We start from the raw sequence: 22,441 nt of genomic DNA on the forward strand, positions 1-22,441 counted from the left end.
GAGGGGGGCGCGAATGGCCTACTCCCCCGCGCCGAAGCGGCCACTCGCGACCCCTCTCCCCCGCGCTCCCCCGCGCAGGGGACGCGTGTGGCCGCATCCCACCGCACGAAGCGACCATTCGCGTCCCCCGCGGGCCACGCCCGGCCCGTTCCCACCCCCGGATGAGACAATCGCGTCATGCGCACGCTCCTCAACATCATCTGGGTCATCCTCGCGGGCTGGGCCCTGTTCCTCGGCTACGTGCTGGCCGGCGTACTGCTGTGCATCCCGATCGTCACGATCCCGTGGGCGATCGCCTCGTTCCGCATCGCGCGCTACGCCATCTGGCCGTTCGGACGTGAGGTCGTGAGTCGTCCGACTGCCGGCGTCGGCTCGTTCCTCGGCAACGTGCTGTGGGTGATCCTCGCGGGCTGGTGGCTGGCGATCGGACACATCATCTCGGGCCTCGCGCTGTGCATCACGATCATCGGCATCCCGATGGGCATCGCCGACTTCAAGATGGTGCCGGTCTCGCTCGCCCCTCTCGGCAAGGACATCGTCTCCACGCGTCGGGGCGCCTTCGACCGCACCCTGTCACGCCTGCCGGCCGGGCCGCACCACGACCGGCTCAGCGGCGGAAGAACTCCACGCCGAGGTCCGGGTGATCCACGAACACCCCGTCGACACCGCTCGCGCGGATGACCGCCCACTCGGCCTCATAGTCGCCGTAGGCCGCGGCACCGCCCGGCCCGCGGAACTCCGGGTCGAGGAACGTGTTCTCGGGCCGGCACGTCCAGGTGAACACCTGCAGGCCGCGGGCGTGCGCGTCGGGCACGATCGTGTTGCCCCCTGCGAGCAGCATCTTCTTGCTCACGCTGATGCCGTCGACGCGGCCGACCAGCTCGTCGAGCCCGTCGGGCTTCACGGTCGCCTTGTACGTGCGCGCGCGCTTGCCGTGGGCCGACAACAGATCGAACGGGCGGCCCGACGCCTCGATGAGGTAGATGTAGGTCGCCGCGATGGCGGTCGCCTGCAACTGCGACAGCACGGTCGATTCGAACGACTCGACGATCAGGGGCAGCTGTCCGTCGGCCCAGCCGGTCGCGCGCAGATCCCGCGCGATCAGCGGCACCAGGTCGAGACCGATCCCGGCGAAGTAGGTGGCGTGCTTGACCTCGAGCACGACGCCGATCTCGCGCCCGTGCTCGACCGACCCCGCGCGCACCAGCTCGAGCAGGTCCGTCAGCCGCAGGATGCCCCGGGCGCCGTCGAAGCTCGCACTCCCGGCCCGCACCGCCGGGAGCCGCTCGCGTCCGCGCAGCACCGAAAGCTCGGTCCAGGTGAAGTCCTCGGTGAACCAGCCGGTCAGCGCCTCGCCGTCGACTCGCTTGGTGGTCTTGCGGTCGGCGAACTCCGGATGCTCGGCCACATCGGTCGTGCCCGAGATCTCGTTCTCGTGGCGCACCACCAGCACGCCGTCCTTGGTGGCCACGATGTCGGGCTCGACGGCGTCGACGCCCATCGCGAACGCCAGCTCGTACGAGGAGCGGCTGTGCTCGGGGCGATAGCCGGGAGCACCCCGGTGTCCGATGACGAGCGGCGATTTCCTGGGCACGCTCTCAGCGTAGAACACCCCTCTGACGCAGCCACGCGGGTATCTTTATATCAAGCGACCTATGACCCCCTTCGGAGTGAGGCCCACCATGAGCAATTTCGCATTCAACAACCCGGCGTTCAAGCAGCAGGATCCGCGGAACGTCGCGACCTACCCGGGCGGACCCCAGGCTGCTCAGGGTGCGCAGGCCGCCTCCATCCAGCACGGGACGATGGACGCCGCCGCCACCGCACGCCTGGAGGGCATGTACGCCGCTCCTCCCGCCGGCTCGATCGAGACCGACCGCATGTCGGTCGAGGACACGGTGTGGAAGACGGCCGGCCTGTTCGCCATCCTTCTCGTCACCGCCGTCGTCGGCTGGGTGTGGACGCTCGGCGGCACGCGCCTCGACCCGACCCAGGGCGTCACGATGATGCCGATGATCGTCGGCGCTCTCGCCGGCTTCGTCCTCGCGATGGTCATCACCTTCACGTCGCGCAAGAAGGTGCGCCCCGCACTGATCTTCGCGTATGCCGCGTTCGAGGGTCTGTTCATCGGCGGTATCTCGGCATTCTTCGAGGTCATGTGGCCCGGCATCGTCATGCAGGCCACCCTCGCGACCGTCGCGGTCGTCGGTGTGACCCTGGCGCTCTTCGCCAGCGGAAAGATCCGCGCATCGCGCAAGGCCACCAAGGTCTTCATGATCGCCATGGGCGGCTACCTGGTCTTCTCGCTGCTGAACCTGGTCCTCATGTGGACGGGCATCCTCCCCGCCGGCCAGGCCTTCGGTCTGTACAGCGCGACCATCATGGGCATCCCGCTCGGACTGATCATCGGTGTGCTCGTGGTCATCATGGCCGCGTACTCGCTGGTGCTCGACTTCGACCAGATCCAGCAGGGTGTGCGCAACGGCGCTCCCCGTCAGTACGGCTGGCTCGGTGCCTTCGGCATCATGGTCACGGTCGTCTGGCTGTACGTCGAGATCCTGCGACTGATCGCGATCGTCCGCGGCAACAACTGATCACGACCCTCGACATGGTCGGGGTGTGACACGAGGCTCGTCTCCCTTCGGGGAGGCGAGCCTCTTCTCATATCCCGACACTCCGCGCAAGGGGATGCACGAAGTTCTCGGTCGGTGCATAGTAGGGAACCGAACTCCCGGCATCCCGGGAGTCCTACACAGCAAGTAAGGAGCAGACCATGAGTTTCCTCGGATTCCTTCTTCTCGGCCTGATCGCCGGTGCCATCGCCAAGCTCATCCTCCCCGGCAAGCAGGGTGGCGGATGGTTCATCACGCTCCTGCTCGGCGTGGTCGGTGCCCTCCTCGGTGGCTGGCTCGGATCGTTGATCCTGAACCGCCCGCTCACCGAGTTCTGGGACCTCGGCACCTGGCTCCTCGCCATCGGCGGCTCGATCATCGTGCTGCTGATCTACGGCCTGATCGTCGGACGCAAGGGCAACCGCGCCCGTAGCTGACGCATCACGCGTCTTCAGAGCCCGCCCTCTTCGTCAGCCACGCTGACCGAAGAGGGCGGGCTCTTCTTCGTTCCCTGTGCGCTGTGTCATTCCCCGTGCGCCTTGCGCTCGAGCAGCAGGCGCTCCCGGTCGTTGCCCGCCAGGCCCGCCGCCACCGCGAACTCGCTGCGGGCCTCGTCTTCACGCCCCAGGCGTCGAAGCAGCTCCGCCCGGGTGGCCGGAAGCAGGTGGTACCCGCGCAACACCCCGGATGCCGCGAGCTGATCGATGATGCGCAGGGCAGATGCCGGGCCCGTCGCCATCGCCACGGCGGCCGCGCGGTTCAGCTCCACGACGGGTGAGGGCGCGATGCGTCCCAGCGCCTCGTAGAGCAGCACGATCCGCTCCCAGTCCGTCTCGTCGACCGACGCGGCGACCGCATGGCACTCCGCGATCGCCGCCTGCAGGCTGTACGGACCGCGACCGCGTCCGAGCGCGTCGGCGCGTGCGAGGGCGGCCCGGCCCCGCGTGATGCGACTGCGCTCCCAGCGACGGCGATCCTGATCGGCGAGCAGCACGGGCTCCCCCTGCGCGTCGGTGCGAGACGGAAAGCGTGCGGCCGTGAGTTCCAGCAGCGCCAGAAGGCCGTGCGCCTCCGGCTCCTTCGGCGTGAGAGCCACCAGAACGCGCGCGAGTCGGATCGCCTCGACACCGAGCTCAGGGCGCATCCAGTCGCTCCCGCTGCTGGCGGCATGACCCTCGTTGAAGATCAGGTAGAGAACACCCAGGATGGCGCCGAGCCGGGCCGCGTGCTCCTCGCGCGGCGGCACCTCGAAGGGCACGTTCGCCGCTGACAGGGTCTTCTTGGCGCGGACGATGCGCTGCTGCACCGTCGCCGTCGGCACCAGGAACGCACGGGCGATCTGCTCGCTCGACAGTCCCCCGACGACGCGAAGGGTGAGCGCGACCTGGGCCTCGCGCGAGAGCACCGGGTGGCACGAGATGAAGATGAGCCGCAGCACGTCGTCGTCGACCGCATCCGGGTCCCACGGGGCATCCGGGGCCTCGGCCTGCTCGCGCTCGAGATCGTGGGCGAGCACGGCGATGCGCTCATCCATCCGCTCACGGCGCCGCCATCCGTCGACCGCCTTGCGCTGCGCGACGGCGGTGAGCCAGGCGGCCGGATTGCGCGGGATCCCCTGGAGCGGCCACTGCCGCAGCGCATCCACCAGTGCCTCCTGCGCGAGATCCTCGGCGAGCCCGAAGTCGCCGACCCTGCGGGTGAGGGCACCGACGATGCGGGCTGATTCGATGCGCCAGACCGCGGCGACGGCGCGCTCCGTGGCTCCCGCAGAGGGAGCGGAACGCGCCGTCTCGCGACCATCGATCGCTCGGGTCATGTCACTGCTGGGCGCGCTGGGCCTGCTCGTCGCGCCAGCCCTCTTCCTTCTCGACCCACTCGTTGTCGGAGGGGAAGTCCGAGGCGTCGGTCACCCGGCGCACCTCGAGGAACGAGCCCTTACCGAGCGGGGCACGGCTGGCCCACTCCGCCGCCTCTTCGCGGCTCGAGACCTCGAGGATCCAGAAGCCGTTGAACAGCTCCTTCGTCTCGCCGTAGGGGCCGTCGGTGATCAGCGGTGTTTCCGCGCTGAAGTCGACGACGAATCCCTCCGCCGCGTCGGTCAGGCCTTCGCCGGCGGCCAGCACGCCCGCCTTCATCATGGACTCGTTGTACTTTCCCATCGCCTCGATGACCTGCTCGAACGGCATGTCCTTGTACGCCTCGACGGCCTCGTCGGTCGAGCGCATGATGAGCATGTACTTCATGGTGTTCTCCTTGTTCGGTGGAGTCGTGTATCGACCCTCTCACTGAAGACGTCGAACGGGAATCCCGCAGATCGACATCCCCGAGAACTTTTTTTCGCGGCGGCCGGGTTCCGGTCGCAGTTCATGTCGCTTCCCGGGGTCGCCGACGGCACGAAGTGCGACCGGAACCGGGAGGACGCGGGATGCCGGGGGCGGGATGCCGGGGGCGGGATGCCGGGGGGGGGGGGGATGCCGGGGGCGCGGCGCTCAGGCGCGGCGGGAGGGGCGTGTGACGGCGTCGGCGATGACCGCGGTGAGAGCGGCGAGCGAGCGCTCAGGGCTCCACGACGCGGCGACCTCGGGCGCCTCGGCGCTCAGCCGGGCGCGCAGGTCGTCGTCGCTGAGCACCCGCCGCAGCGCCTGACCCAGCGCATCGACGTCGCCGTAGGGCACGAGCACGCCGCCGCCCTGTGCGAGAACGTCGCGGATGCCGTAGCGGGCGTCGTACGCGATCACCGGAGCGCCGTGCAGCAGCGCCTCGACGATCGACAGCGGCTGTCCCTCGAAGGCGGTCGCCGTGAGCACGACCGCAGCCCGGTCGAGGACGCGTCCGGGGTCATCGGTGTACCCCGCGAGCACCACCCGATCGCCCGCGCCGAGTTCGGCGATCAGGGCCGCGAGCGCATCGTGCTCGGGTCCGCCGCCCCAGATCTCCATCCGCGTGCCGGGCACGTCCGCGTCGAGGAAGGCGCGGATCGCATGGTCGACCCGCTTGCCGGGCGCGAGTCGTCCGAGCACGACCACGAGTCCGGGCTCGCGCAGATCGTCGCGACGGGCGACCGCGGGGATCGGGTTCGGCACCACCGCATGCTGCGTCGCGGCGCCGAAACGCGCCACCACGTCGTCACGCTGGGTCGCGGTCGGCCAGATCACGGCGTCGAAGCGGTCGGCCAGGGAGAGCCAGCGCGTCCACAGTCCGTTCATGGGAGCGTCGGCCGTGTACGGCGCCTCGAGGTGGATGGTGTGGATCGTATGCAGGATCCGCACGCGGGGATCGGTCCAGTCCACGATCAATTCGCCGAGTTGCCGGGACTCGCACAGCACCACGATGGGCCGCTCCCCCAGACCCGCGGCGATGTGCTCGAGCCAGGCCCGGTAGAGACCGCCGAACCCGGCGACCCCGCCGACCGACGTGCCGTCGGCGTCGAGGACCAACACCGTCGCGGTGCTGAGATGCCAGTCCGGGTCGCCCGCGATCACCGGCAGCGCGACGAACGGTCTGCCCGCGGCATCCATGATCGTGCGGTACTCGATGCCGTCCTGCGCCGAGAGCCCGGGGTCGGCGGCGTCGCGCAGCCAGCCGGCCGCACCGCCCTCGCCGCCCCGCGCCTCATCGAAGAGATTGCGCAGTCGCGTGGGGTCGGCCAGAGCGCCGCGCGCGGCGAAGGTCGACCGGTGCTCGGCGTGCGCGTCGGAGGTTCCCGGATCGAACGTCAGCAACTGCGGGCCCGCACCACCGGCCACACCCGCTGCAGCGAGCTGACGGGCGCGTGCGAGCGTCGCGATCGTGTACCCGCCGTCGAGACCTGGGATCAACCGGCTCGACAGCACCAGGTACTCGGCATCCGGCAGGACGGCGGTCTGCACGTCAGCGGACTCCGACACCCGTCACTCCCACTCGATGGTTCCCGGCGGCTTCGAGGTCACGTCGAGCACGACGCGGTTGACGTCGCGCACACCGTTCGTGATGCGGTTCGAGATCTTCGACAGCACGTCGTACGGCAGACGGGTCCAGTCCGCGGTCATCGCGTCTTCACTCGACACCGGGCGCAGCACGATCGGGTGGCCGTAGGTGCGACCGTCGCCCTGCACGCCGACCGAGCGCACGTCGGCGAGCAGCACGACCGGGCACTGCCAGATCTCCTGGTCGAGACCGGCCTTCGTGAGTTCCTCGCGCGCGATGGCGTCGGCCTCGCGCAGGATCTCGAGACGGTCGGCCGTCACTTCGCCGATGATGCGGATGCCGAGGCCGGGTCCTGGGAACGGCTGGCGGCCGACGATGGCCTCGGGGATGCCGAGCTCACGACCGATCGCCCGGACCTCGTCCTTGAACAGCGCGCGCAGCGGCTCGATCAGCTCGAAGTCCAGGTCGTCGGGAAGACCGCCGACGTTGTGGTGCGACTTGATGTTCGCGGTGCCCGCTCCGCCACCGGACTCGACGACGTCGGGGTAGAGCGTGCCCTGCACGAGGAACTTCACCGGAGCGCCGCCCGAGGCCTTCGCCTCGGCGACCAGGTCGAGTTGCACCTTCTCGAAGGCGCGGATGAACTCGCGACCGATGATCTTGCGCTTCTCCTCGGGGTCGGTCACACCCTTCAGGTGGCCGAGGAAGGTGTCGGCCGCATCGACTGTGATCAGACGCACGCCGGTGGACTCGACGTAGTCGTTCTCGACCTGCTCGCGCTCGCCCTTGCGGAGGAGCCCGTGGTCGACGAAGACGGCGGTCAGCTGATCGCCGATGGCCTTGTGCACAAGTGCGGTCGAGACCGCGGAGTCGACGCCGCCCGAGAGCGCGGAGATCACCCGCGCGTCGCCGACCTGCTCACGGATGCGCTCGATCTGCTCGGCGATCACGTTGTCGCTGTTCCAGTCGGATGCGAGGCCCGCACCCTTGTGCAGGAAGTTCTCGAGCACGCGCTGGCCGTGGTCGGAATGCTTCACCTCGGGGTGCCACTGCACGCCGTAGAAGCCGCGCTCCTCGTTCGCGAAGGCCGCGACCTTGGTGGCCTCGGTGGTGGCGAGGACGTCGAAGCCCTCGGGTGCCTTCGCGACCTGGTCGCCGTGGCTCATCCACACGTTCTGCGCGGCGGGCTGGCCGCCAAGCAGCGTGCCGCCGTCACCCGAGATGACGGCATCCGTCGCGCCGTACTCGCGCAGACCCGTATGGGCGACCTCGCCGCCGAGCGTCTGCGCCATGTACTGGAATCCGTAGCAGATGCCGAGCGTGGGCACTCCGAGGTCGAACACGGCCGGGTCGAGACGCGGCGCTCCCTCTTCGTAGACCGACGACGGTCCTCCCGACAGGATGATCGCCACCGGGTTCTTGGCCGCGATCTCGGCCGCCGTGGCGGTGTGAGGGACGATCTCGCTGTACACGCCAGCTTCACGCACACGACGGGCGATCAGCTGCGCGTACTGCGCGCCGAAGTCGACGACGAGCGCGGGGCGCTGCTGGGTCTCGGACTGCTCGGTCAACGGACACCTTCCTTGGACGCGGAGGTCCCTGAGCCGGTCGAGGCAGCCGCGGCGGCCTCTCGGGTGGCGAGATAGGTCTTCACTTCACGGGCGACGATCGCCTCCATGAAGAACGACAGCAGCGGGATGACACCGCCGAGGGCGAGCAGGATGAAGCGCGGGAACCGCCACCGCATCAGGCTCCACATGCGGAAGCACGCGAACAGGTAGACGACATAGAACCAGCCGTGGGCGACGAGGATGAACAGCGACAGGTTGAGCCCGTCGCCGAGCGAGGTCATCTCGCAGGAATTGCTCCACGGGGCGAACAGCGACCACCACTGGCAGTCGGCTCCGGCGAGCACACCGGCGAACCAGAGCGGACCGCCCGACCCCCCTGCGAAGAGCTCGAGATGGATCGGCGTGTACTTCAGCACCATCTCGGCGAGCAGCAGGAGCAGCATGACTCCCGTGACGATCGACGCGATCTGATAGAACTTCAGCGCACCACGGATCGCCGGAAAGCTGGCGACTTTCGGTTCGGGCATGAGGCCCAGTCTAGCCGCCGCCCGCGGGCCGATATTCAGCCGCGAGAGTCTGGTCTGGTCAGCCTGACCAGACCAGCGGTAGACTGAGCCCATGACCATGACAGTGAACGTGCAGGACGCGAAGACCCGCCTTTCCGAACTGCTCAGACGCGTCGAAGCCGGCGAGGAGATCCTGATCGCGCGGGCCGGCCGACCGATCGCTCGCATCCAGGCCGCAACACCACGGCGGCGCAATCTCGATGCGCCACTACTCCCGGAGATCCCGCCGATCTCTGTAGACGTTCTCTTCGACGGCCCGACCGAGATCGAACTGGCGGACTGGGAAGATCCGGATCCTGACGACCCTCTCACGGAGACAAAAGCGCCGTGAGCAGACTCCTCCTGGACACTCACGTCGTGCTGTGGCTCGCCACCGATCCCGGCCGAGTACCCCGCTCGGTACGGGATCAGATCGAAGCCGCCGACGACGTCTTCGTCTCAGCGGCAAGCACCTACGAGATCGCGCAGAAAGCCCGACTCGGACGACTCCCGCACGGTAACCGGGTGCTCACCCGCTGGACCTCGCTTCTCGAGTCACTTTTCGCGACGGAAGTGGCCTTGACCGGTGCGCACATGCGCACCGCGGGCGGGCTGGACTGGGAGCACCGGGATCCGTTCGATCGGATGCTCGTCGCGCAAGCACAGATCGACGGCATGATCCTTGTCACAGCCGATACGCGGATCCAGTCTTATCCCGAAGTGTCTTGCCTCGCCTGGAAATGACGGCCGCGCGGCCGGATCAGGGCAGCGGCGGACGCGCGATCAGCAGTTCGCCGGCGCCGTGCACCTGCTGCTCCCCCGCGGCGGCGGGGATGAGGAGCGTCGCACCCGTCGCGTGATCCTGACCGTCGATCGTGACCGAGCCGCGCGAGACGAGCACGATCGAGAAGCCGGCGTCGATGACCGCCGACCCGTCGACCGGACGGCGGTCCAGCCGGAAGTACGCGTCGGCCGCGGGCGGGAACGCCGACCCGGACGCCGGTGCGGCACGCACCAGTTCGCTCAGGTCCTCGGCACGCCGGGCACGCGTGTTCACCGCCGTCAGGGCGAGCTCGAACCCCAGCCCGAGGTGACCGAGCGCGGGGCCGTCGATCGCGAAGCCCTCCCACTCGAGCAGGATCGAGAGGTCTTCCGGCTGCTGCAGTTCGAGCAGCAGCACGCCGGCGCCGATCGCGTGCAGCTCACCCGGCGGCACCCAGACCACATCGCCCGGCGCCACCTCGATCGCGTGCAGGAGTCCGAGCAGCGCATCGACGTCCTGCCGCGCGACGAGTTGTGCGAGGGCCGCCGTGTCGACGTCCTCGCGCAGACCGACGTGCACGGTGCCGCCCTCGAGGATGTACCAGGCCTCGGCCTTGCCGTGCACGCGACCGAGGTGCGCGGCGGCGAAGTCATCGTGCGGGTGGGCGTGCACGGGCAGGCGCTGACCGGCGTCGAGCAGCTTGACGAGCAGGCGCGTGTCGGCGCCCCAGCGGTTCGCGTGCGCAGCGCCGAGCCACGCGGCCGGGTCGGCGTCGACCCCGTCGCGCAGCAGTCGTCCGTCCGCGAGTGTGGTCAGTCCCAGCGCGTCCTCGCCGCGGATCGCGGTCGTCGAGCCGACCCAGTCCTCTGGCTCCCGCTCGGGCGCGACGCTCTCGCCCCGCAGCGACGCCAGCCGCGCCCCTCCGCGGTAGAAGCGCTCGGGCGGTCGGTTGGCAGAGAGAATCACGGGGGTCATCGTGCGAGTCCATCCTGTGCGTGTGCGGCGAGGAACCCGCCGACGAAGCTGTCGCCGAGTCCGATGGTCGTGGGGCGCGCGACGTCGAGCGCGTACGCGGGCACGCCGACGGCATCCGGCAGCGCCGCCTCGACCGCGGCGACCAGCGCCGAGCCGCCCCGGTGTCGCGGCATCCCGGCGGTGGCCTCAGCCTCGGCGGCGGTGAAGCCGTCGCCGATCCGGTACCGCGTCGCGGCCACTCGCACCGCGCTCTCGAGCGCCTCACGGTGGTGCGCGGCATCCGCCCCCACCGCAAGCGCCCAGTGCCCGGTGTGCACGACCAGCGCCGGCACGGGGATGAGGGCGCGGACCTCGTCCAACGCCCGCATCACGTCCGTCGCATCGAGCAGGTCGATCCGGCGTCCGACGTACTCCTGCAGCTCGTCCTCGTTCAGGCTGTACACGTCGATGTGCCGCAGCAGCCGACGACGCACGGTCTCGGCGAACGCGCGCGTGTAGAAGCCGGCGTCCTCGTAGTAGACCAGCGCGTCATCGGGCAGTCGGACGATGGCGGCGAGCAGGGTGTCGAGCCGCTGTTCGAGCAGATCGTGGTCCTGCATGGTGTTGAAGCCCGAGATCAGGAACGCCGAGGCGGCGGCGAGCGCGTCGGGCAGACCGTCGGCGAGCAGCATCTCGCGGTTGGGCGGGTCGTTGGCGAAGATCAGCCGGTTCGCGGCCGGCGAGACGAGGTCGCCGTCGAGCAGCCGCACGCGCGCGCCGACCGGGTACTGCACGATGAGGTGCGGATCGAGGGTGTCGTGCTCGGCCGAGGACAGCACGGTGATCGACGCGGGCAGCAGCCGCCGCACGTTGTCGTCGATGCTGACCAGGTGCTGCACGCTCGGGATTCCGAGGCTGTCGAGCACCAGGCCGGCGCGCACCCCCGTGCCGCCGAGGGTCACGTCGTACGCGAAGTGCGACGCGAACCGCTCGACGATCTCGGATGACGCGACGAATCTCTCCGCCCCGGTGCCCGCCGCGACGAACGCGAGGATCGTCAGCAGCAGCGACCGTTCGTCGGTGATCGGCGCCGTGAACGTCAGCTCGTGCCGTCGTACACGATGCTCGTGCGCCAGTCGTTCGATCACGGTGTCATCCCACCGCAGCTCGAAGTCGACCGTGCCGCCGAGCCCGAGCACGAGCTGCCTGTTCGCGTCGCCGATCATCCGTCGATCGCCCTCCCCCTCGCGTGCGTCTCGTCGATCAGTACAGGTCGGCCTTGCCGTCGGCGCCGAACAGTCTGATCTTCTCAGCCGCGGTGACCTTCATGGCCGCGACCGGCTCGGGCTGGATCGCGTTCGGCTCGCGCAGACGCTCGTCGGTGCCGAGGATCTCGCGCATGCGGTTGTGGTACGACACCTTGATGTCGCTGGAGATGTTGATCTTGTTCACACCCAGCTCGACCGCGCGACGCAGCTCGGAGTCGGGGTTCGACGACCCGCCGTGCAGCACGAGCGGAATGCCGACCGCGGCCTTGATCTGCTCGAGCAGGTCGTGGCGCAGTTCGGGGTTCTTCTCGGCCGGGTACAGGCCGTGCGAGGTGCCGATCGCGATCGCGAGGCTGTCGACGCCCGTCTCCTGCACGAAGCGCACCGCGTCTTCGGGGTTCGTGTAGATGATCTCGGCCGCACCGGACTCGCCGTAGCTGTCGTTGGCGCCGATCGTGCCCAGCTCGCCCTCGACCTGCACGCCCACCGCATGCGCCGCCTCGACGACCTTGCGGGTGAGGGCGACGTTCTCGTCGAACGGCAGCAGCGACGCATCGATCATGACCGAGGTGAAGCCGGCCTGGATCGCGACGATCATCTGCTCGTAGGTGCCGCCGTGGTCCCAGTGGATCGCGACCGGAACGCTGGCCCGGTGCGCCCGGGAGTGCATCGCGGCGATCAGGTCGGTGGTGATGTGCGAGACCTCGTCGGGGTGGATCGCGACGATGACCGGTGCGGACAGTTCCTCGCTGATGTCGATGATGCCGTTGAACATCGCCCAATCGCTGATGTTGAACGCGGGGATCGCGAAGTTGTGCGCGTTCGCGACATCGAGGATGGATTTACCGGTGTAGAGCACGTGATTCTCCTGTTTCAGTGATGGTCGAAGGATGCGGTGACGTCTGTCAGCTCTTCACGGAGCCGGCCGTGAGCCCGCTGATGAAGTAGCGCTGGAAGAAGAGGAAGAGGATGAGCACGGGGATCGACCCGAGCACGCTCATCGCCATGATCTGGTTCCACTCGTAGGAGTGCTGGCCCATCAACAGCTGGATGCCGATCGGGACCGTGCGCATGTCGATCGTGCGGGTCAGGGTCAGCGCGAAGAGGTACTCGTTCCACGCGATCATGAACGTGTAGATGCCGACCGAGACGATGCCCGGGATCGAGATCGGCACCAGGATGCGCCACAGCGCGGTCATCGACCCGGCGCCGTCGACGCGGACGGCCTCGTCGAGCTCCTTCGGGAGCGTGTTGAAGTAGCCGGTCATCATGATGATCGCGTAGGGCAGCGTGAACACCATGTAGGTGAGGATCAGGCCCAGGTACGAGTTGTAGAGACCGAGTCCGACCATGAGGCCGAAGTACGGGATCAGCAGGGTGATGGGCGGCACCGCCTGCACGCTCACGATGACCACGTTGAGGATGCGCTTGCCGCGGAACTCGAAGCGGCTGAAGGCGTAGGCCGCCTGGATCGCGACGATCAGCGTGAGTATCGTCACGGCGCCGGCGACGATGTAGCTGTTCAGGAAGAACCGCATCGTCTCGGGGTTCGTGAAGATCGCGATGTACGCGTCGAACGAGAACGTGTCGGTGATCAGCCGCGGCGGGAGCTCGAAGATCTGCGTGTTCGACTTGAACGAGCTCGACAGCATCCACAGCACGGGGCCGGCGGCGAAGACGGCTCCGAGGATGAGACCGATCGTGACGCCGGTCTTGGCGGCGAGACGCTGATTCTTGACGGTGAGAGCCATGATCAGTCCCTCGCTTTCTGGTGACGGACGTAGAACACGGCGAGCACCATCGACATCAGCAGCACCAGGACGGCGGAGGTCGCGGCGAGCGAGAAGTCGTACTTGGCGAAGGCCAGCTTGTAGGTGAAGGTGCTGAGCACCTCGGTGACGTCGATCGGACCGCCGCCGGTGGTCATCCAGATCAGGGCGAACTGCTGCGAGGTCCAGATGAGGTCCAGCAGCACGAGGCTCACGATGATCGGGCGCAGCTGCGGGATGGTGACGTTCCAGAACCGCTGCACGGCACCGGCGCCGTCGACGGTGGCCGCTTCGTTCAGCTCGTTCGGGATGCCCTGGAGTCCGGCGAGCAGACTCACCATGAAGAACGGGTAGCCGGCCCAGATGTTGATGAAGATGATGGTGCCGAGTGCGAGCTGCGGCGATGCCAGCCACTCGATGTCGGTGTTGAGCAGGAAGTTGATGACGCCGTTGGGGGCGAGCAGCATGCGCCAGAGCACCGCGATCACGGCGACGGTGAACAGCCACGGCAGCACGTACAGGGCCCGGAAGACCGAGCGGGCGAAGCCTCCGAGGAGCGGGCTGTTCAGCATCATGGCGAAGCCGAGACCCAGCACCAGGTGGGCGACCACGCTGGCGACCGTGAACAGGATGGTGTTGCTCGTCGCTTTCCAGAAGCCCGGGTCCGAGAGGATCTGCACGTAATTGGCGATGCCGACCAACTCGGGCGACTTGTTCAGGATCACGTTGTCCTGGAACGAGTACCCGATCACCATCACGATCGGGACGATCATCAGCACGAACAGCAGGATGATGGTCGGCGAGAGGAAGGCGTAGGACTCGGTGGTCTTGCGCAGCTGGCGGCGTCGCCGCGACAGCGACACTCCGGTGACGATCACCTCGGTGTCGTCGGACGTTCTCAGGCTCATGGGAACCGGTGCTCCTTGGTTGGTCGGGTGCCGCATCGCGACCGCGATGCGGCACCCCGTTCAGGCGGGGAGGCGGAGGATCAGAACTCCGCTTCCCAGGCTTCCTGCGCCTTCTTCAGAGCGTCATCGATCGACTGCTGGCCGTCGAAGGCGGCCTGCAGCTGCTCTCCGAGGAGGCGCATCAGCTCTTCCGCCACCGGCAGGCCGGTGAACTCGTTCGCCGGGTATCCCGCCTGGTAGATCTCGAAGGCCTTCTGGAACAGCTCGTCGTCGGCGACGAAATCCGGAACAGACTTCGAGTTGCCGGGGAACGCCTTGGCCATGGTCGACAGCTCGGAGTTGGTCTCCTCGCTCATCAGGAACTCGACCAGCTTGAAGGCGGCCTCCTTGTTCTCGGAGTTCTCGGCCACGCCGATGCCCCACGAGGCGTACGGGATGCCGCGTTCGCCGTCGTAGCCGTCCTCGGCGGGGAGCGCCGAGATCGAGAACTTCAGGTCGGGGTTCGTCTCGCGGATCAGGTTGATATGCGCGAGCGAGTCGATCATCATGCCGACGCGACCGTTCGTGAACTCCTCGACCTTGTCCTGCTCCTTCATCGTGAACGAGCCGGAGGCGACGACGCCGTCATCCCACAGGCCACCGATGAAGTCGACCGCGGAGGTTACGTCGGCGTTGGTCAGGTCCGGCTGACCGTCGGCGAGCATCGATCCGCCGGATGCCCAGACCCACGACATCACGTCGTTCTGCACGCCGTTTGGCGCTTCGAGCGACAGCGGGAGGACCCAGCCCGAGGCGTCTCCGCCGAGAGCGGAGACCTTGGCCGCGGCATCCGCGAACTCGGTGCGGGTGGTAGGCGGCGCCGTGACGCCGGCCTCGGCCAGCAGGGTGTCGTTCGTGAACATCGGGTAGACGAAGTTGACGACCGGGACCATGAAGGTGCTGCCGTCGACCTGGATCTGGCTGGCGAGCTCACTGTCGTCGTAGTCGTATTCCTCCATCAGCGCGGTGAGGTCGGCGATGACGCCCTGCGAGGCGAAGTCGTTCACCCATGCTCCGTCGAGGCCGACGACGTCGGGCATGGTGCCGGATGCCGCGCCGGCGAACAGCTGCTCCTTGGTCGACGCGTACGGGCCGCTCACGAGATCGACGGTGATCTCAGGGTTCGCCTCTTCGAACTTGTCGATGAGTGCGCGGAACTCGCCGTCGGGGAGTTCGGGCTCCCACCACTGCGCGAATTCGATCGTGACGTCGCCGTCTCCGCCGCCGTCTCCGCTGTCACCTGACGTGCCGGCGGAGCAACCCGCCACCGCCAGGAGCGAAAGAGCTGCGGTTGCGGCGCCGACGGTCTTCAGGGTGCGTCGCTGCGCTCGTCCCACTGTGGTCATCACACTTCTCCTCTTCGAGATCGTGCCGCATGACGCGCTTCGGTGCTTGTTCATGCGGTTTTGAGCAATGTTATGCGGACATCTGCTGATATGTCAAGAGTCGGACAGGTCACGATCCTGCTGTCAGTCGCTGTCGGGCCCGCAATGTCGCCCCTATGCTCAGGTACACCCTGCATGCGGTTTTTTGCGCATGTCTGCGTCATCAGGTGCGGTCGTGTGCTACAGATGGGTGCATGGAAGCTTCACCTCCGGCACAGCGACGTCGCCTCCCCGCAGGACGCAAGGCCGATCTCGCCACGTATGTCGAGCAGACCGGCCAGGTCACGGTCAGCGATCTCGCCGAGCACTTCGGCGTCTCCATCGACACCATCCGCCGCGATCTGGACCAGCTCGATCGGGAGGGCGTGCTCGTGCGCACGCACGGGGGCGCGGTGAGCTCCGACAGCGGACCGCTCAAAGATCGCGCGCTCGACGTGCGCATGCGCGTGCAGACCGAGGAGAAGGAGCGGATCGCGCGCCTCGCGGCCGGCCTGGTGGAAGACGGCTCGGTCATCATGATCAACGCCGGCACCACGACACTCGCCGTCGCTCGGGCACTGCGCAATCACCAGGACCTGACGATCGCGACCAACAACCTGCGCATCCCCGCCGAGATCGCGCCCTCGGCGTTCCGCGACCTGTACGTCTTCGGTGGAGCCGTGCGCTCGATCACCCAGGCCACCACCGGTCCGGTGACCTTCACCATGACTCCGGGCGGACCCGAAGTCGACATCCGCTGCGACCTCGCCCTGATCGGTGTCGGCGCCGTGGACGAGGCGGGCTTCTCAGCATCGAACCTCGGGGATGCCGCGATGATGTCCGAGATGATGCAGCGGGCGGAGCGCACTGCGATCCTCGCCGACTCGTCGAAGCTCGGGCGCCGGTTCTTCGCCCAGATCGCCCAGCTCGATCGCGCGGACTACCTGATCACCGACGCTCCCCCGCCCCCGGACGTCGCCGCCGCCCTCGCGCAGGCGAACGTGCAGGTGCTCACGCCGTAGTCGGCGGGCACGACGAAGGCCGCCGGGATCACTCCCGACGGCCTTCGCTGTGTCAGCGGATCAAGCTCACCACCAGCCGGTGAAGAGGTCCCAGATCCAGTCGATGATGTCCTTGATGACGGTTCCGACGCCGCCCGCGCGGTTGACGGTGACCGTGGCCGTGGCCTCGTCTCCGTCGACCTGCGACACCGCGACGGTGTACTTGCCCGGCTGCGTGCTCTTGGGCACGGTCACCGAGGTCTCGAAGGAGCCGTCCTCTGCGACCTGAACGGTGCCGGCGTCGATCGCGGCCCCCTTCTTCGGACGCAGCTGCACGGCGACCGTCTCGCCCGGCTGGTAGCCCTCACCGGTGATCTGCAGCTTCTTGCCCGCAGCCACCTTCGAGGAGCCGAGATCGATGGTTCCGGCGAACGCCTCTTCTCCGACGATCGTGAAGGGCACCTGCACGGTCGTCCCGGTTCCGGCGACGGCGACGGTGAGCTGCTGCTCGCCGAACACACCGGTGGGAACCGTGAACGTCAGGCTCGCGCGCCCGGCCTCATCCGTGGTGTCGACGATCGTGGGATCGACGGCTCCACTGGCGAGCGTGGTGTCGCCCAGCGAGAGCGTCACCTCGCCCGGGGCCGGCTCACCCGCGGTGAACGCGAGCGACGACAGCGACACCGTGACCTGGTCACCGGCGCTGTAGCCGTCGGCGTCTGCCGGGCTGAGCGAGACGCCCACCGCACGCTGCGCCTGGTCGGGCGAGGCGGTCTGGTTGGCGTCGAACCAGTCGACCATGGACTGCAGGTCGATCTTGCCGGTGTCGCGCTTGTCGGCGCCCTCACGGAAGGAGACGAAGTTGTCGCCGCCCGCCGCCAGGAACGAGTTCGCCGCAACGGTGTACTCCGCCGCCGGGTCGATCGGCGTGCCGTCGAGGGTGATCGACGTGATCCGCGCGCCCTGTGCCGCGGCCGGATCGTACGTGTAGACGAGCCCCTCCGAGACGCCGAGCTTGAGGAAGGGACGAGCGGCACCGGTCGGCTGCCACTGCTCCTCGAGCACGGCCTTGAGTTCCGTGCCCGTGAGGGTCAGCGTCACCAGCGTGTTGGCGAACGGCTGCACCGTGGCCGCCTCGCGGTAGGTGACGTTGCCGTCCGGGTCCGAGGCGTTGCTCGACGCGTACGTGAGGTTCGCGCGGATGCCGCCGGGGTTCATCAGCGCGATGTCGGCGCCCGTCGACCACTTCTGCACGTCGGCGACGAAGTTGCCGATGGTGGACTCGCCACCGCGGTTCTCCGAGCCGTTCGTCTGGCGCGCCCGGTTGAAGTCCGCCGTGATCTCGCCGACCTTGACCGCACCGAGCACGTCGGCTTCGGCCTTGGCCTTCGCGACGATCTCAGCCACCTCCGGGTCTGCCGGGTACAGCGGCTTGCCCGCAGCCGTGACGGGCTTGATCTCGTTGGTGATCGAGAGCAGCTCCTTCGACACCGGGTCGACCTGCAGGTTGAGCACGCCCATGTTCTCGCCGTACTGCCCGGCCGAGAAGACCGGTCGACCGTCGATCACGTGGTTGTAGACCAGGTGCGTGTGCGACGACGCGATCGCGTCGATGTCGTCGTTCACGCCGTACACGACGCTTCCCAGCGGGGAGTCCGGCGTGATCGCGCTCAGGTCGGCGCTCTCCGAGCCCTCGTGCAGCAGCAGCACGATGACGTCTGCCTCACCGTTGGTCTCGTCGCCGTCGCTCAGCGCTTCGGCCGAAGCGTTCACGGAGTCGACGATGCTGCGGACCTCGATGTCGGCGATGCCTTCCGGCGACACCAGCGAGTCGAGGTCTTCGGTGACGGCTCCGATGAAGCCGACATCGACCCCGTCGAGCTCCTTGACCCACGACGGAGCGAGCGCAGGCTCACCCGTCGCGCGGTCGGTGATGTTGGCCGCGAGGTACTCCCAGTCGGCGCGGTCCTGCACGCGGTCGCGCAGGTCCTCCCAGCCCTGATCGAACTCGTGGTTTCCGGCGGCGCTGACCTCCATACCGGCCGCGTTCAGCGCGTCGATCGTCGGGTTGTCGTCATTGATGAACGACGTGAACGTCGATGCCCCGATCAGGTCGCCGACTCCGGCGAAGATCGTGTTGGGGTTCGCTGCGCGGAACTGGTCGACCGCACCGGCGACGACCGCGGCACCGGCGGCTGCGCCGTCGGCCTCGATGCGTCCGTGGAAGTCGTTGATCGTCACCACGTCGATGCTCACCGGCGGGATCTCCGACGAGACGCCGACGATGATCGGGTCGTGGTCGCTGGAGCGGTACGGGGTTCCGGCCTCGGTGGCGCCGAACGCGAAGCCGCGGTCGCTCCACTCCGGCGAGTTGATGCCCCAGACGCCGGCACCCGTGATCGATTCGACCAGCGAGGGCGAGGCGATCACGTGGTCGAGCGATCCCAGCTCGCCGTCGAACGAGTAGGTGTACTGGCCCGGCGCCTTGTCTGCCGCGATGTCGCTCCACCCCTGCGAGGTGAAGACGTCGATCGGGTCTTCCTTGCCGTAGGCGTTGAAGTCGCCGATCAGCAGCATATCGCTGCTGCCGGTGGTCTCTTCGATCTCCTCCGTGAACGCGAGGACGGAGTTTGCCTGAGCCACGCGGTCAGCGTTGAAGAAGCCCTGACCGTCGGCCGGCTCCGCACCGGCGCCCGAGGGCGGCGACTTGGACTTGAAGTGGTTCGCGACCACCGTGACGACGCGTCCGTCGATGTCGAACGCCTGGGCGATCGGCTCGCGTGCGTTGCCCCAGGCGGCATCATCGGTGACCGTGGCGCTGTCGCCGACCGTGTCGACGGCATCCTTCTTGTAGATGATCGCGTTCGTGATGAAGTCGGTCGAGGCGGCGTCGTCAAGAGCGTCGGGCGTCGGCACGAAGGCCCACACGTCGCTGCCGGCGTCGTCATTGAGTCCCTCGACCAGGTCGGCGAGTGCGGCGTCGAGCTCTCCGCCCAGCTTGACCGAGTTCTCGATCTCCATGAGCGCCACGATCTCGGCGTCGAGCCCGTTGATCGCCGCGACGATCTTGGACTTCTGCGTCGCGAACTGCGCGGCGTTCGCCGCTCCGCGGGCGTCGGGGTTCTCGGACTTCAGCGTCGTGAAGTAGTTGAAGACGTTGAACGACGCGACCTGCACGTCACCACCCACCTCGGGCGGTGCCGTCGGGCGCGGGTTGGTCGAGTCGAAACTCGCCTTGAGCTCGGGAGCCGAGGCATCGTCGATCGGGACGGTCGGCTGCAGGCGCCAGTCGTCGAAGCCCCACTGCAGCACGTAGCCCACGTCGCTGAAGTCGACCGTGTCGCCGTTGCGCACGACGGTGTCGGCCGAGAAGTACGGCTGCTGACCGGGGTGCGTGTTGTTGTTGATCTGCACCGACCAGCCGTCGTCGAGCAGCACGCGGTTGGCGCGGTTCGCGGCGGCGATCGCTGCGGCGTCGGGGCCCGGACGCGTGGTCTCGGTGCTCTTGACGTTCAGGTCGTCGCCCGCGTTCAGCCACAGCGTGCCGAAGTTGAACAGCTGGTGGCTCGATGCGAGTCGGTAGGTGCCCGACGGTGCGACGAGCATGTTCTCGTACTGCTCGCGGTCGGCGCCCACGACGGTGTCAGGAAGCGGCGTCACCGCGGGCACGCCGACTCCGGCGGTGACCGTCTTGACGCCGGCGAGCGCCGACGGCGTGATCTGCGTCTGGCCGAAGTACTCCCCGACCGAGCCGGTGACCGAGACGAGGTCGCCGATGGCGAGCGTCGGCGCCAGTGCGTCGAGGTACACGAAGATGCCGTCCGAGGCGCCGGGGGTCGCGTCGGTCGCGCCGCCCGAGCCCGCGGTCTGGATGGAGATGCCCTTGTATCCGCCGGTGCGGTAGTCGCCCGTGACGACGCCCTCGACGGTGACCGTCTGGCCGCTCTTCGGAGATATATCGGTCGTGCCCTGGACCTCGGCGATCGTCACGACGGCCGGGTCGGTGGGCGGGTCGACCGGAGGATCGACAGGCGGGTCGACCGGCGGGTCGGTCTCGCCGGAGTTCTGCGGCGTGATGCTGGCCGAGAGCGTGAAGTCGGCACGGTTGTCGTCGGTGTCGACGCCATCGGTGCGGTTCATCGACTTGACGTCGGTGTTACCCGCAGGAGAGACCGCCGCAGCGGTCTCGAAGGTGTTGGAGGTGCCGTAGCCGAGCACGTCGATGACTCCGGCGACGCCGGCGACCGAACCCGGCGTCAGCGCGACCGGCGCCGTTCCCTCGACGAGCGCGAGGGTGCCGTTGGTGCCGCTCGGGGTGAGGGTGCTCACGGCGTCGGGCTGGGGCAGCGCCGCACCGTTCGTGCCGTTGCTGTTGCCCTGCACCAGGTAGTACCCGTCGGCGGGGATGACGCCGGTGAGCGGTGCGACGCCGTTGGAGTTGCCGGTGCCGGTGGCGGACCGGTACTGCAGCGAGAAGCCGTCGAGCGTGATCGGCTCGGTGGTCGGGTTGTGGAGTTCGACGAACTTGTTCGTGAACGCGGCTCCCGCGCTTCCTCCGGAGAGGTACGCCTCGTTGATCACCACCCCCGTTCCCTCGGTGTCGGCGACGGCGGGCACGGCGGTCAGCGAGCCGAAGCCCAGAGCTGCCACGCAGGTCACGGCGAGAGCGCCGACGCGCCCTCTGTTCGAACGGCGCGAGATCGGAACCACGTGGTTCCCATCCTGTGGAGCGGACATCATCGGTGCGGTCTCCTCGATCGGTGTAGCGACATCTCTCATGAATCTGTCACGGTGCGCGCAGAGGCTTCTCAGCCCGCACACATGTTGCGAGCTTACGTACGGGCACCGACATCCTCAACGGTGTTTGCCGTTTGGTAACCGTCTGCTCACCGGCCCGCACGCGACGCGCCGGACGAGAGATGCGCCGCCGGAAGCGACAGCGAAGGGTCAGGCGGATTCGGTCTGGGCGTCTTCGAAGTCCTCGACCTCGCGCTCCCAGGCGTCCTTCGCCAGGCGGTACCAGAGGTAGAACGCGAAGCCCGCGAAGATCGCCCACTCGGCCGCATAGAACACATTCAGCCAGTTGACCGGAGACATCTCGTCGGGTGCGGGCGAGTCGATGTCGACCAGCCCGGCCGACGCGGTGGTCGAGGCGAGGTACGGGCGGTACACGTCGAGCTGCTCGATGTCGTGCCAGCGGCTCAGCAGCGCCGCCGGAGACATCCGGTCCATGCGATCGGGATCGCTGCGCGGCGGGACCGAGGGCCCTTCGTCGGAGATGATGCGGCCGGTCACCGAGACCACATCGCCGTCGGCGCCCTCGTTCAGGCGGACGGCGGCGTCGTCGGCACTCTCGCGATCGGGCGCCCATCCGACGGCCACGGCGATCGAGGTGCGCTCGGCGACGCGCAGCTGTCCGGTGACCCAGTAGCCCTCGACCCCGCCGTTGAAGCGCTGCGAGACGACGAGGAAGTCGTCGGCGACCCAGACGCCCTCGGTCTCGACGCGCTGACCCACGAGAGGCTCGGGCAGGTACTCCCCCGGGGCGAGCGTCTCGTCGAGTGTCTGCACGTTCTCGGTCACACCGGCGGGCGGCGGATCGGTGTCGATGGCCCGCTCCAGCTGCCACTGCCCGAGCCACGCGAACACGCCGGCGACGACCAGGCACAGCACCAGCATCCCGATCCAGCGTCCGCGGAGCATGACCTCACGGAGCGTGGGCGGGAACAGCAGAGGGGAGG

Annotated in this window: 19 protein-coding genes and 1 pseudogene; 6 read left to right on the forward strand and 14 right to left on the reverse strand. The window is 68.2% G+C overall.

Annotation, left to right across the window (positions count from 1 at the left end; genetic code table 11):
- Nucleotides 1–177: 177 nt before the first annotated feature.
- Nucleotides 178–573: pseudogene (locus AC2D10_RS06495) on the forward strand (YccF domain-containing protein); the annotation flags it as partial.
- Nucleotides 574–607: 34 nt separating this feature from the next.
- On the opposite strand, the gene AC2D10_RS06500 reads toward AC2D10_RS06495, so the two are convergent.
- Entirely contained in the window at nt 608–1,594 is a 987-nt protein-coding gene (locus tag AC2D10_RS06500; protein ID WP_484711198.1) for a glycerophosphodiester phosphodiesterase family protein, read from the reverse strand.
- An 88-nt stretch (nt 1,595–1,682) separates the two neighbouring features.
- On the opposite strand from AC2D10_RS06500, the gene AC2D10_RS06505 reads away from it, so the two are divergent.
- Together AC2D10_RS06505 and AC2D10_RS06510 are read left to right on the forward strand one after the other, a co-directional pair.
- Nucleotides 1,683–2,594 carry a Bax inhibitor-1/YccA family protein gene (locus AC2D10_RS06505; protein WP_484711199.1) on the forward strand — a complete coding sequence of 304 codons (912 nt, stop codon included), beginning with the start codon at nt 1,683–1,685 and terminating at the stop codon, nt 2,592–2,594.
- Nucleotides 2,595–2,773: 179 nt separating this feature from the next.
- Entirely contained in the window at nt 2,774–3,049 is a 276-nt protein-coding gene (locus AC2D10_RS06510; RefSeq protein ID WP_484711200.1) for a GlsB/YeaQ/YmgE family stress response membrane protein, read from the forward strand.
- Nucleotides 3,050–3,135: 86 nt separating this feature from the next.
- Here the strand turns inward: AC2D10_RS06510 and AC2D10_RS06515 are convergent, their stop codons facing one another.
- The 5 genes from AC2D10_RS06515 to AC2D10_RS06535 all read right to left on the reverse strand — a co-directional run bounded on the left by AC2D10_RS06515 (nt 3,136) and on the right by AC2D10_RS06535 (nt 8,616).
- A complete protein-coding gene (locus AC2D10_RS06515; RefSeq protein WP_484711201.1) occupies nt 3,136–4,428 on the reverse strand; it encodes an RNA polymerase sigma factor in 1,293 nt (430 codons plus the stop codon).
- A 1-nt stretch (nt 4,429) separates the two neighbouring features.
- Complete coding sequence (locus AC2D10_RS06520; RefSeq protein WP_484711202.1) at nt 4,430–4,855, reverse strand: YciI family protein; 426 nt, start codon at nt 4,853–4,855, stop codon at nt 4,430–4,432.
- A gap of 246 nt (nt 4,856–5,101) precedes the next feature.
- Nucleotides 5,102–6,499, reverse strand: a complete 1,398-nt coding sequence (locus AC2D10_RS06525; protein ID WP_484711204.1) for a glycosyltransferase — start codon at nt 6,497–6,499, stop codon at nt 5,102–5,104.
- A 3-nt stretch (nt 6,500–6,502) separates the two neighbouring features.
- The gene (gene guaA / locus AC2D10_RS06530) at nt 6,503–8,089 is read right to left on the reverse strand and encodes a glutamine-hydrolyzing GMP synthase (protein WP_484711205.1); all 1,587 of its coding nucleotides are present in this window, start codon (nt 8,087–8,089) and stop codon (nt 6,503–6,505) included.
- Nucleotides 8,086–8,616 (reverse strand): DUF3817 domain-containing protein, encoded by a 531-nt coding sequence (locus tag AC2D10_RS06535; protein ID WP_484711206.1) that lies wholly within the window; start codon nt 8,614–8,616, stop codon nt 8,086–8,088. The genes guaA and AC2D10_RS06535 overlap by 4 nt, the downstream gene beginning before the upstream one ends.
- Before the next feature lie 91 nt (nt 8,617–8,707).
- On the opposite strand from AC2D10_RS06535, the gene AC2D10_RS06540 reads away from it, so the two are divergent.
- Both AC2D10_RS06540 and AC2D10_RS06545 read left to right on the forward strand, forming a co-directional pair.
- Nucleotides 8,708–8,986 carry a type II toxin-antitoxin system Phd/YefM family antitoxin gene (locus tag AC2D10_RS06540; RefSeq protein WP_484711207.1) on the forward strand — a complete coding sequence of 93 codons (279 nt, stop codon included), beginning with the start codon at nt 8,708–8,710 and terminating at the stop codon, nt 8,984–8,986.
- Nucleotides 8,983–9,378 (forward strand): type II toxin-antitoxin system VapC family toxin, encoded by a 396-nt coding sequence (locus AC2D10_RS06545; protein ID WP_484711208.1) that lies wholly within the window; start codon nt 8,983–8,985, stop codon nt 9,376–9,378. Before AC2D10_RS06540 ends, AC2D10_RS06545 begins: the two co-directional genes overlap by 4 nt.
- 16 nt (nt 9,379–9,394) lie before the next feature.
- On the opposite strand, the gene AC2D10_RS06550 is transcribed toward AC2D10_RS06545, so the two are convergent.
- The 6 genes from AC2D10_RS06550 to AC2D10_RS06575 form a co-directional block, all read right to left on the reverse strand.
- Nucleotides 9,395–10,372, reverse strand: coding sequence for a class I mannose-6-phosphate isomerase (locus AC2D10_RS06550; protein WP_484711209.1), 978 nt, complete (start codon nt 10,370–10,372; stop codon nt 9,395–9,397).
- The gene (locus tag AC2D10_RS06555) at nt 10,369–11,577 is read right to left on the reverse strand and encodes an ADP-dependent glucokinase/phosphofructokinase (protein WP_484711210.1); all 1,209 of its coding nucleotides are present in this window, start codon (nt 11,575–11,577) and stop codon (nt 10,369–10,371) included. The genes AC2D10_RS06550 and AC2D10_RS06555 overlap by 4 nt, the downstream gene beginning before the upstream one ends.
- Before the next feature lie 37 nt (nt 11,578–11,614).
- The gene (locus AC2D10_RS06560; protein ID WP_484711211.1) at nt 11,615–12,478 is read right to left on the reverse strand and encodes a ketose-bisphosphate aldolase; all 864 of its coding nucleotides are present in this window, start codon (nt 12,476–12,478) and stop codon (nt 11,615–11,617) included.
- A gap of 46 nt (nt 12,479–12,524) precedes the next feature.
- On the reverse strand, nt 12,525–13,370 hold the full coding sequence (locus AC2D10_RS06565) for a carbohydrate ABC transporter permease (RefSeq protein WP_484711212.1): 846 nt from the start codon (nt 13,368–13,370) through the stop codon (nt 12,525–12,527).
- A gap of 2 nt (nt 13,371–13,372) precedes the next feature.
- Entirely contained in the window at nt 13,373–14,296 is a 924-nt protein-coding gene (locus tag AC2D10_RS06570) for a carbohydrate ABC transporter permease (protein WP_484711213.1), read from the reverse strand.
- An 80-nt stretch (nt 14,297–14,376) separates the two neighbouring features.
- The gene (locus AC2D10_RS06575) at nt 14,377–15,681 is read right to left on the reverse strand and encodes an ABC transporter substrate-binding protein (RefSeq protein ID WP_484711214.1); all 1,305 of its coding nucleotides are present in this window, start codon (nt 15,679–15,681) and stop codon (nt 14,377–14,379) included.
- Between the two features lie 233 nt (nt 15,682–15,914).
- On the opposite strand from AC2D10_RS06575, the gene AC2D10_RS06580 reads away from it, so the two are divergent.
- Complete coding sequence (locus AC2D10_RS06580) at nt 15,915–16,721, forward strand: DeoR/GlpR family DNA-binding transcription regulator (protein WP_484711215.1); 807 nt, start codon at nt 15,915–15,917, stop codon at nt 16,719–16,721.
- 66 nt (nt 16,722–16,787) lie between these two features.
- On the opposite strand, the gene AC2D10_RS06585 is transcribed toward AC2D10_RS06580, so the two are convergent.
- Nucleotides 16,788–21,410 (reverse strand): ExeM/NucH family extracellular endonuclease, encoded by a 4,623-nt coding sequence (locus AC2D10_RS06585; RefSeq protein ID WP_484711216.1) that lies wholly within the window; start codon nt 21,408–21,410, stop codon nt 16,788–16,790.
- 237 nt (nt 21,411–21,647) lie between these two features.
- Nucleotides 21,648–22,403, reverse strand: coding sequence for an SURF1 family protein (locus AC2D10_RS06590; RefSeq protein ID WP_484711823.1), 756 nt, complete (start codon nt 22,401–22,403; stop codon nt 21,648–21,650).
- Nucleotides 22,404–22,441 lie beyond the last annotated feature (38 nt).

Source organism: Microbacterium sp. PI-SA-G (genome assembly GCF_057215335.1).

What these genes read in the sequence shown, in the direction of transcription:
- AC2D10_RS06505 (WP_484711199.1), top strand. Translation starts at nt 1,683, where the DNA reads ATGAGCAATTTCGCATTCAACAACCCGGCGTTCAAGCAGCAGGATCCG.
- AC2D10_RS06555 (WP_484711210.1), bottom strand. Translation starts at nt 11,577, where the DNA reads ATGATCGGCGACGCGAACAGGCAGCTCGTGCTCGGGCTCGGCGGCACG.
- AC2D10_RS06570 (WP_484711213.1), bottom strand. Translation starts at nt 14,296, where the DNA reads ATGAGCCTGAGAACGTCCGACGACACCGAGGTGATCGTCACCGGAGTG.
- AC2D10_RS06520 (WP_484711202.1), bottom strand. Translation starts at nt 4,855, where the DNA reads ATGAAGTACATGCTCATCATGCGCTCGACCGACGAGGCCGTCGAGGCG.
- AC2D10_RS06575 (WP_484711214.1), bottom strand. Translation starts at nt 15,681, where the DNA reads ATGACCACAGTGGGACGAGCGCAGCGACGCACCCTGAAGACCGTCGGC.
- AC2D10_RS06580 (WP_484711215.1), top strand. Translation starts at nt 15,915, where the DNA reads ATGGAAGCTTCACCTCCGGCACAGCGACGTCGCCTCCCCGCAGGACGC.
- AC2D10_RS06515 (WP_484711201.1), bottom strand. Translation starts at nt 4,428, where the DNA reads ATGACCCGAGCGATCGATGGTCGCGAGACGGCGCGTTCCGCTCCCTCT.
- AC2D10_RS06590 (WP_484711823.1), bottom strand. Translation starts at nt 22,403, where the DNA reads ATGCTCCGCGGACGCTGGATCGGGATGCTGGTGCTGTGCCTGGTCGTC.
- AC2D10_RS06535 (WP_484711206.1), bottom strand. Translation starts at nt 8,616, where the DNA reads ATGCCCGAACCGAAAGTCGCCAGCTTTCCGGCGATCCGTGGTGCGCTG.
- AC2D10_RS06510 (WP_484711200.1), top strand. Translation starts at nt 2,774, where the DNA reads ATGAGTTTCCTCGGATTCCTTCTTCTCGGCCTGATCGCCGGTGCCATC.
- AC2D10_RS06550 (WP_484711209.1), bottom strand. Translation starts at nt 10,372, where the DNA reads ATGACCCCCGTGATTCTCTCTGCCAACCGACCGCCCGAGCGCTTCTAC.
- AC2D10_RS06540 (WP_484711207.1), top strand. Translation starts at nt 8,708, where the DNA reads ATGACCATGACAGTGAACGTGCAGGACGCGAAGACCCGCCTTTCCGAA.
- AC2D10_RS06565 (WP_484711212.1), bottom strand. Translation starts at nt 13,370, where the DNA reads ATGGCTCTCACCGTCAAGAATCAGCGTCTCGCCGCCAAGACCGGCGTC.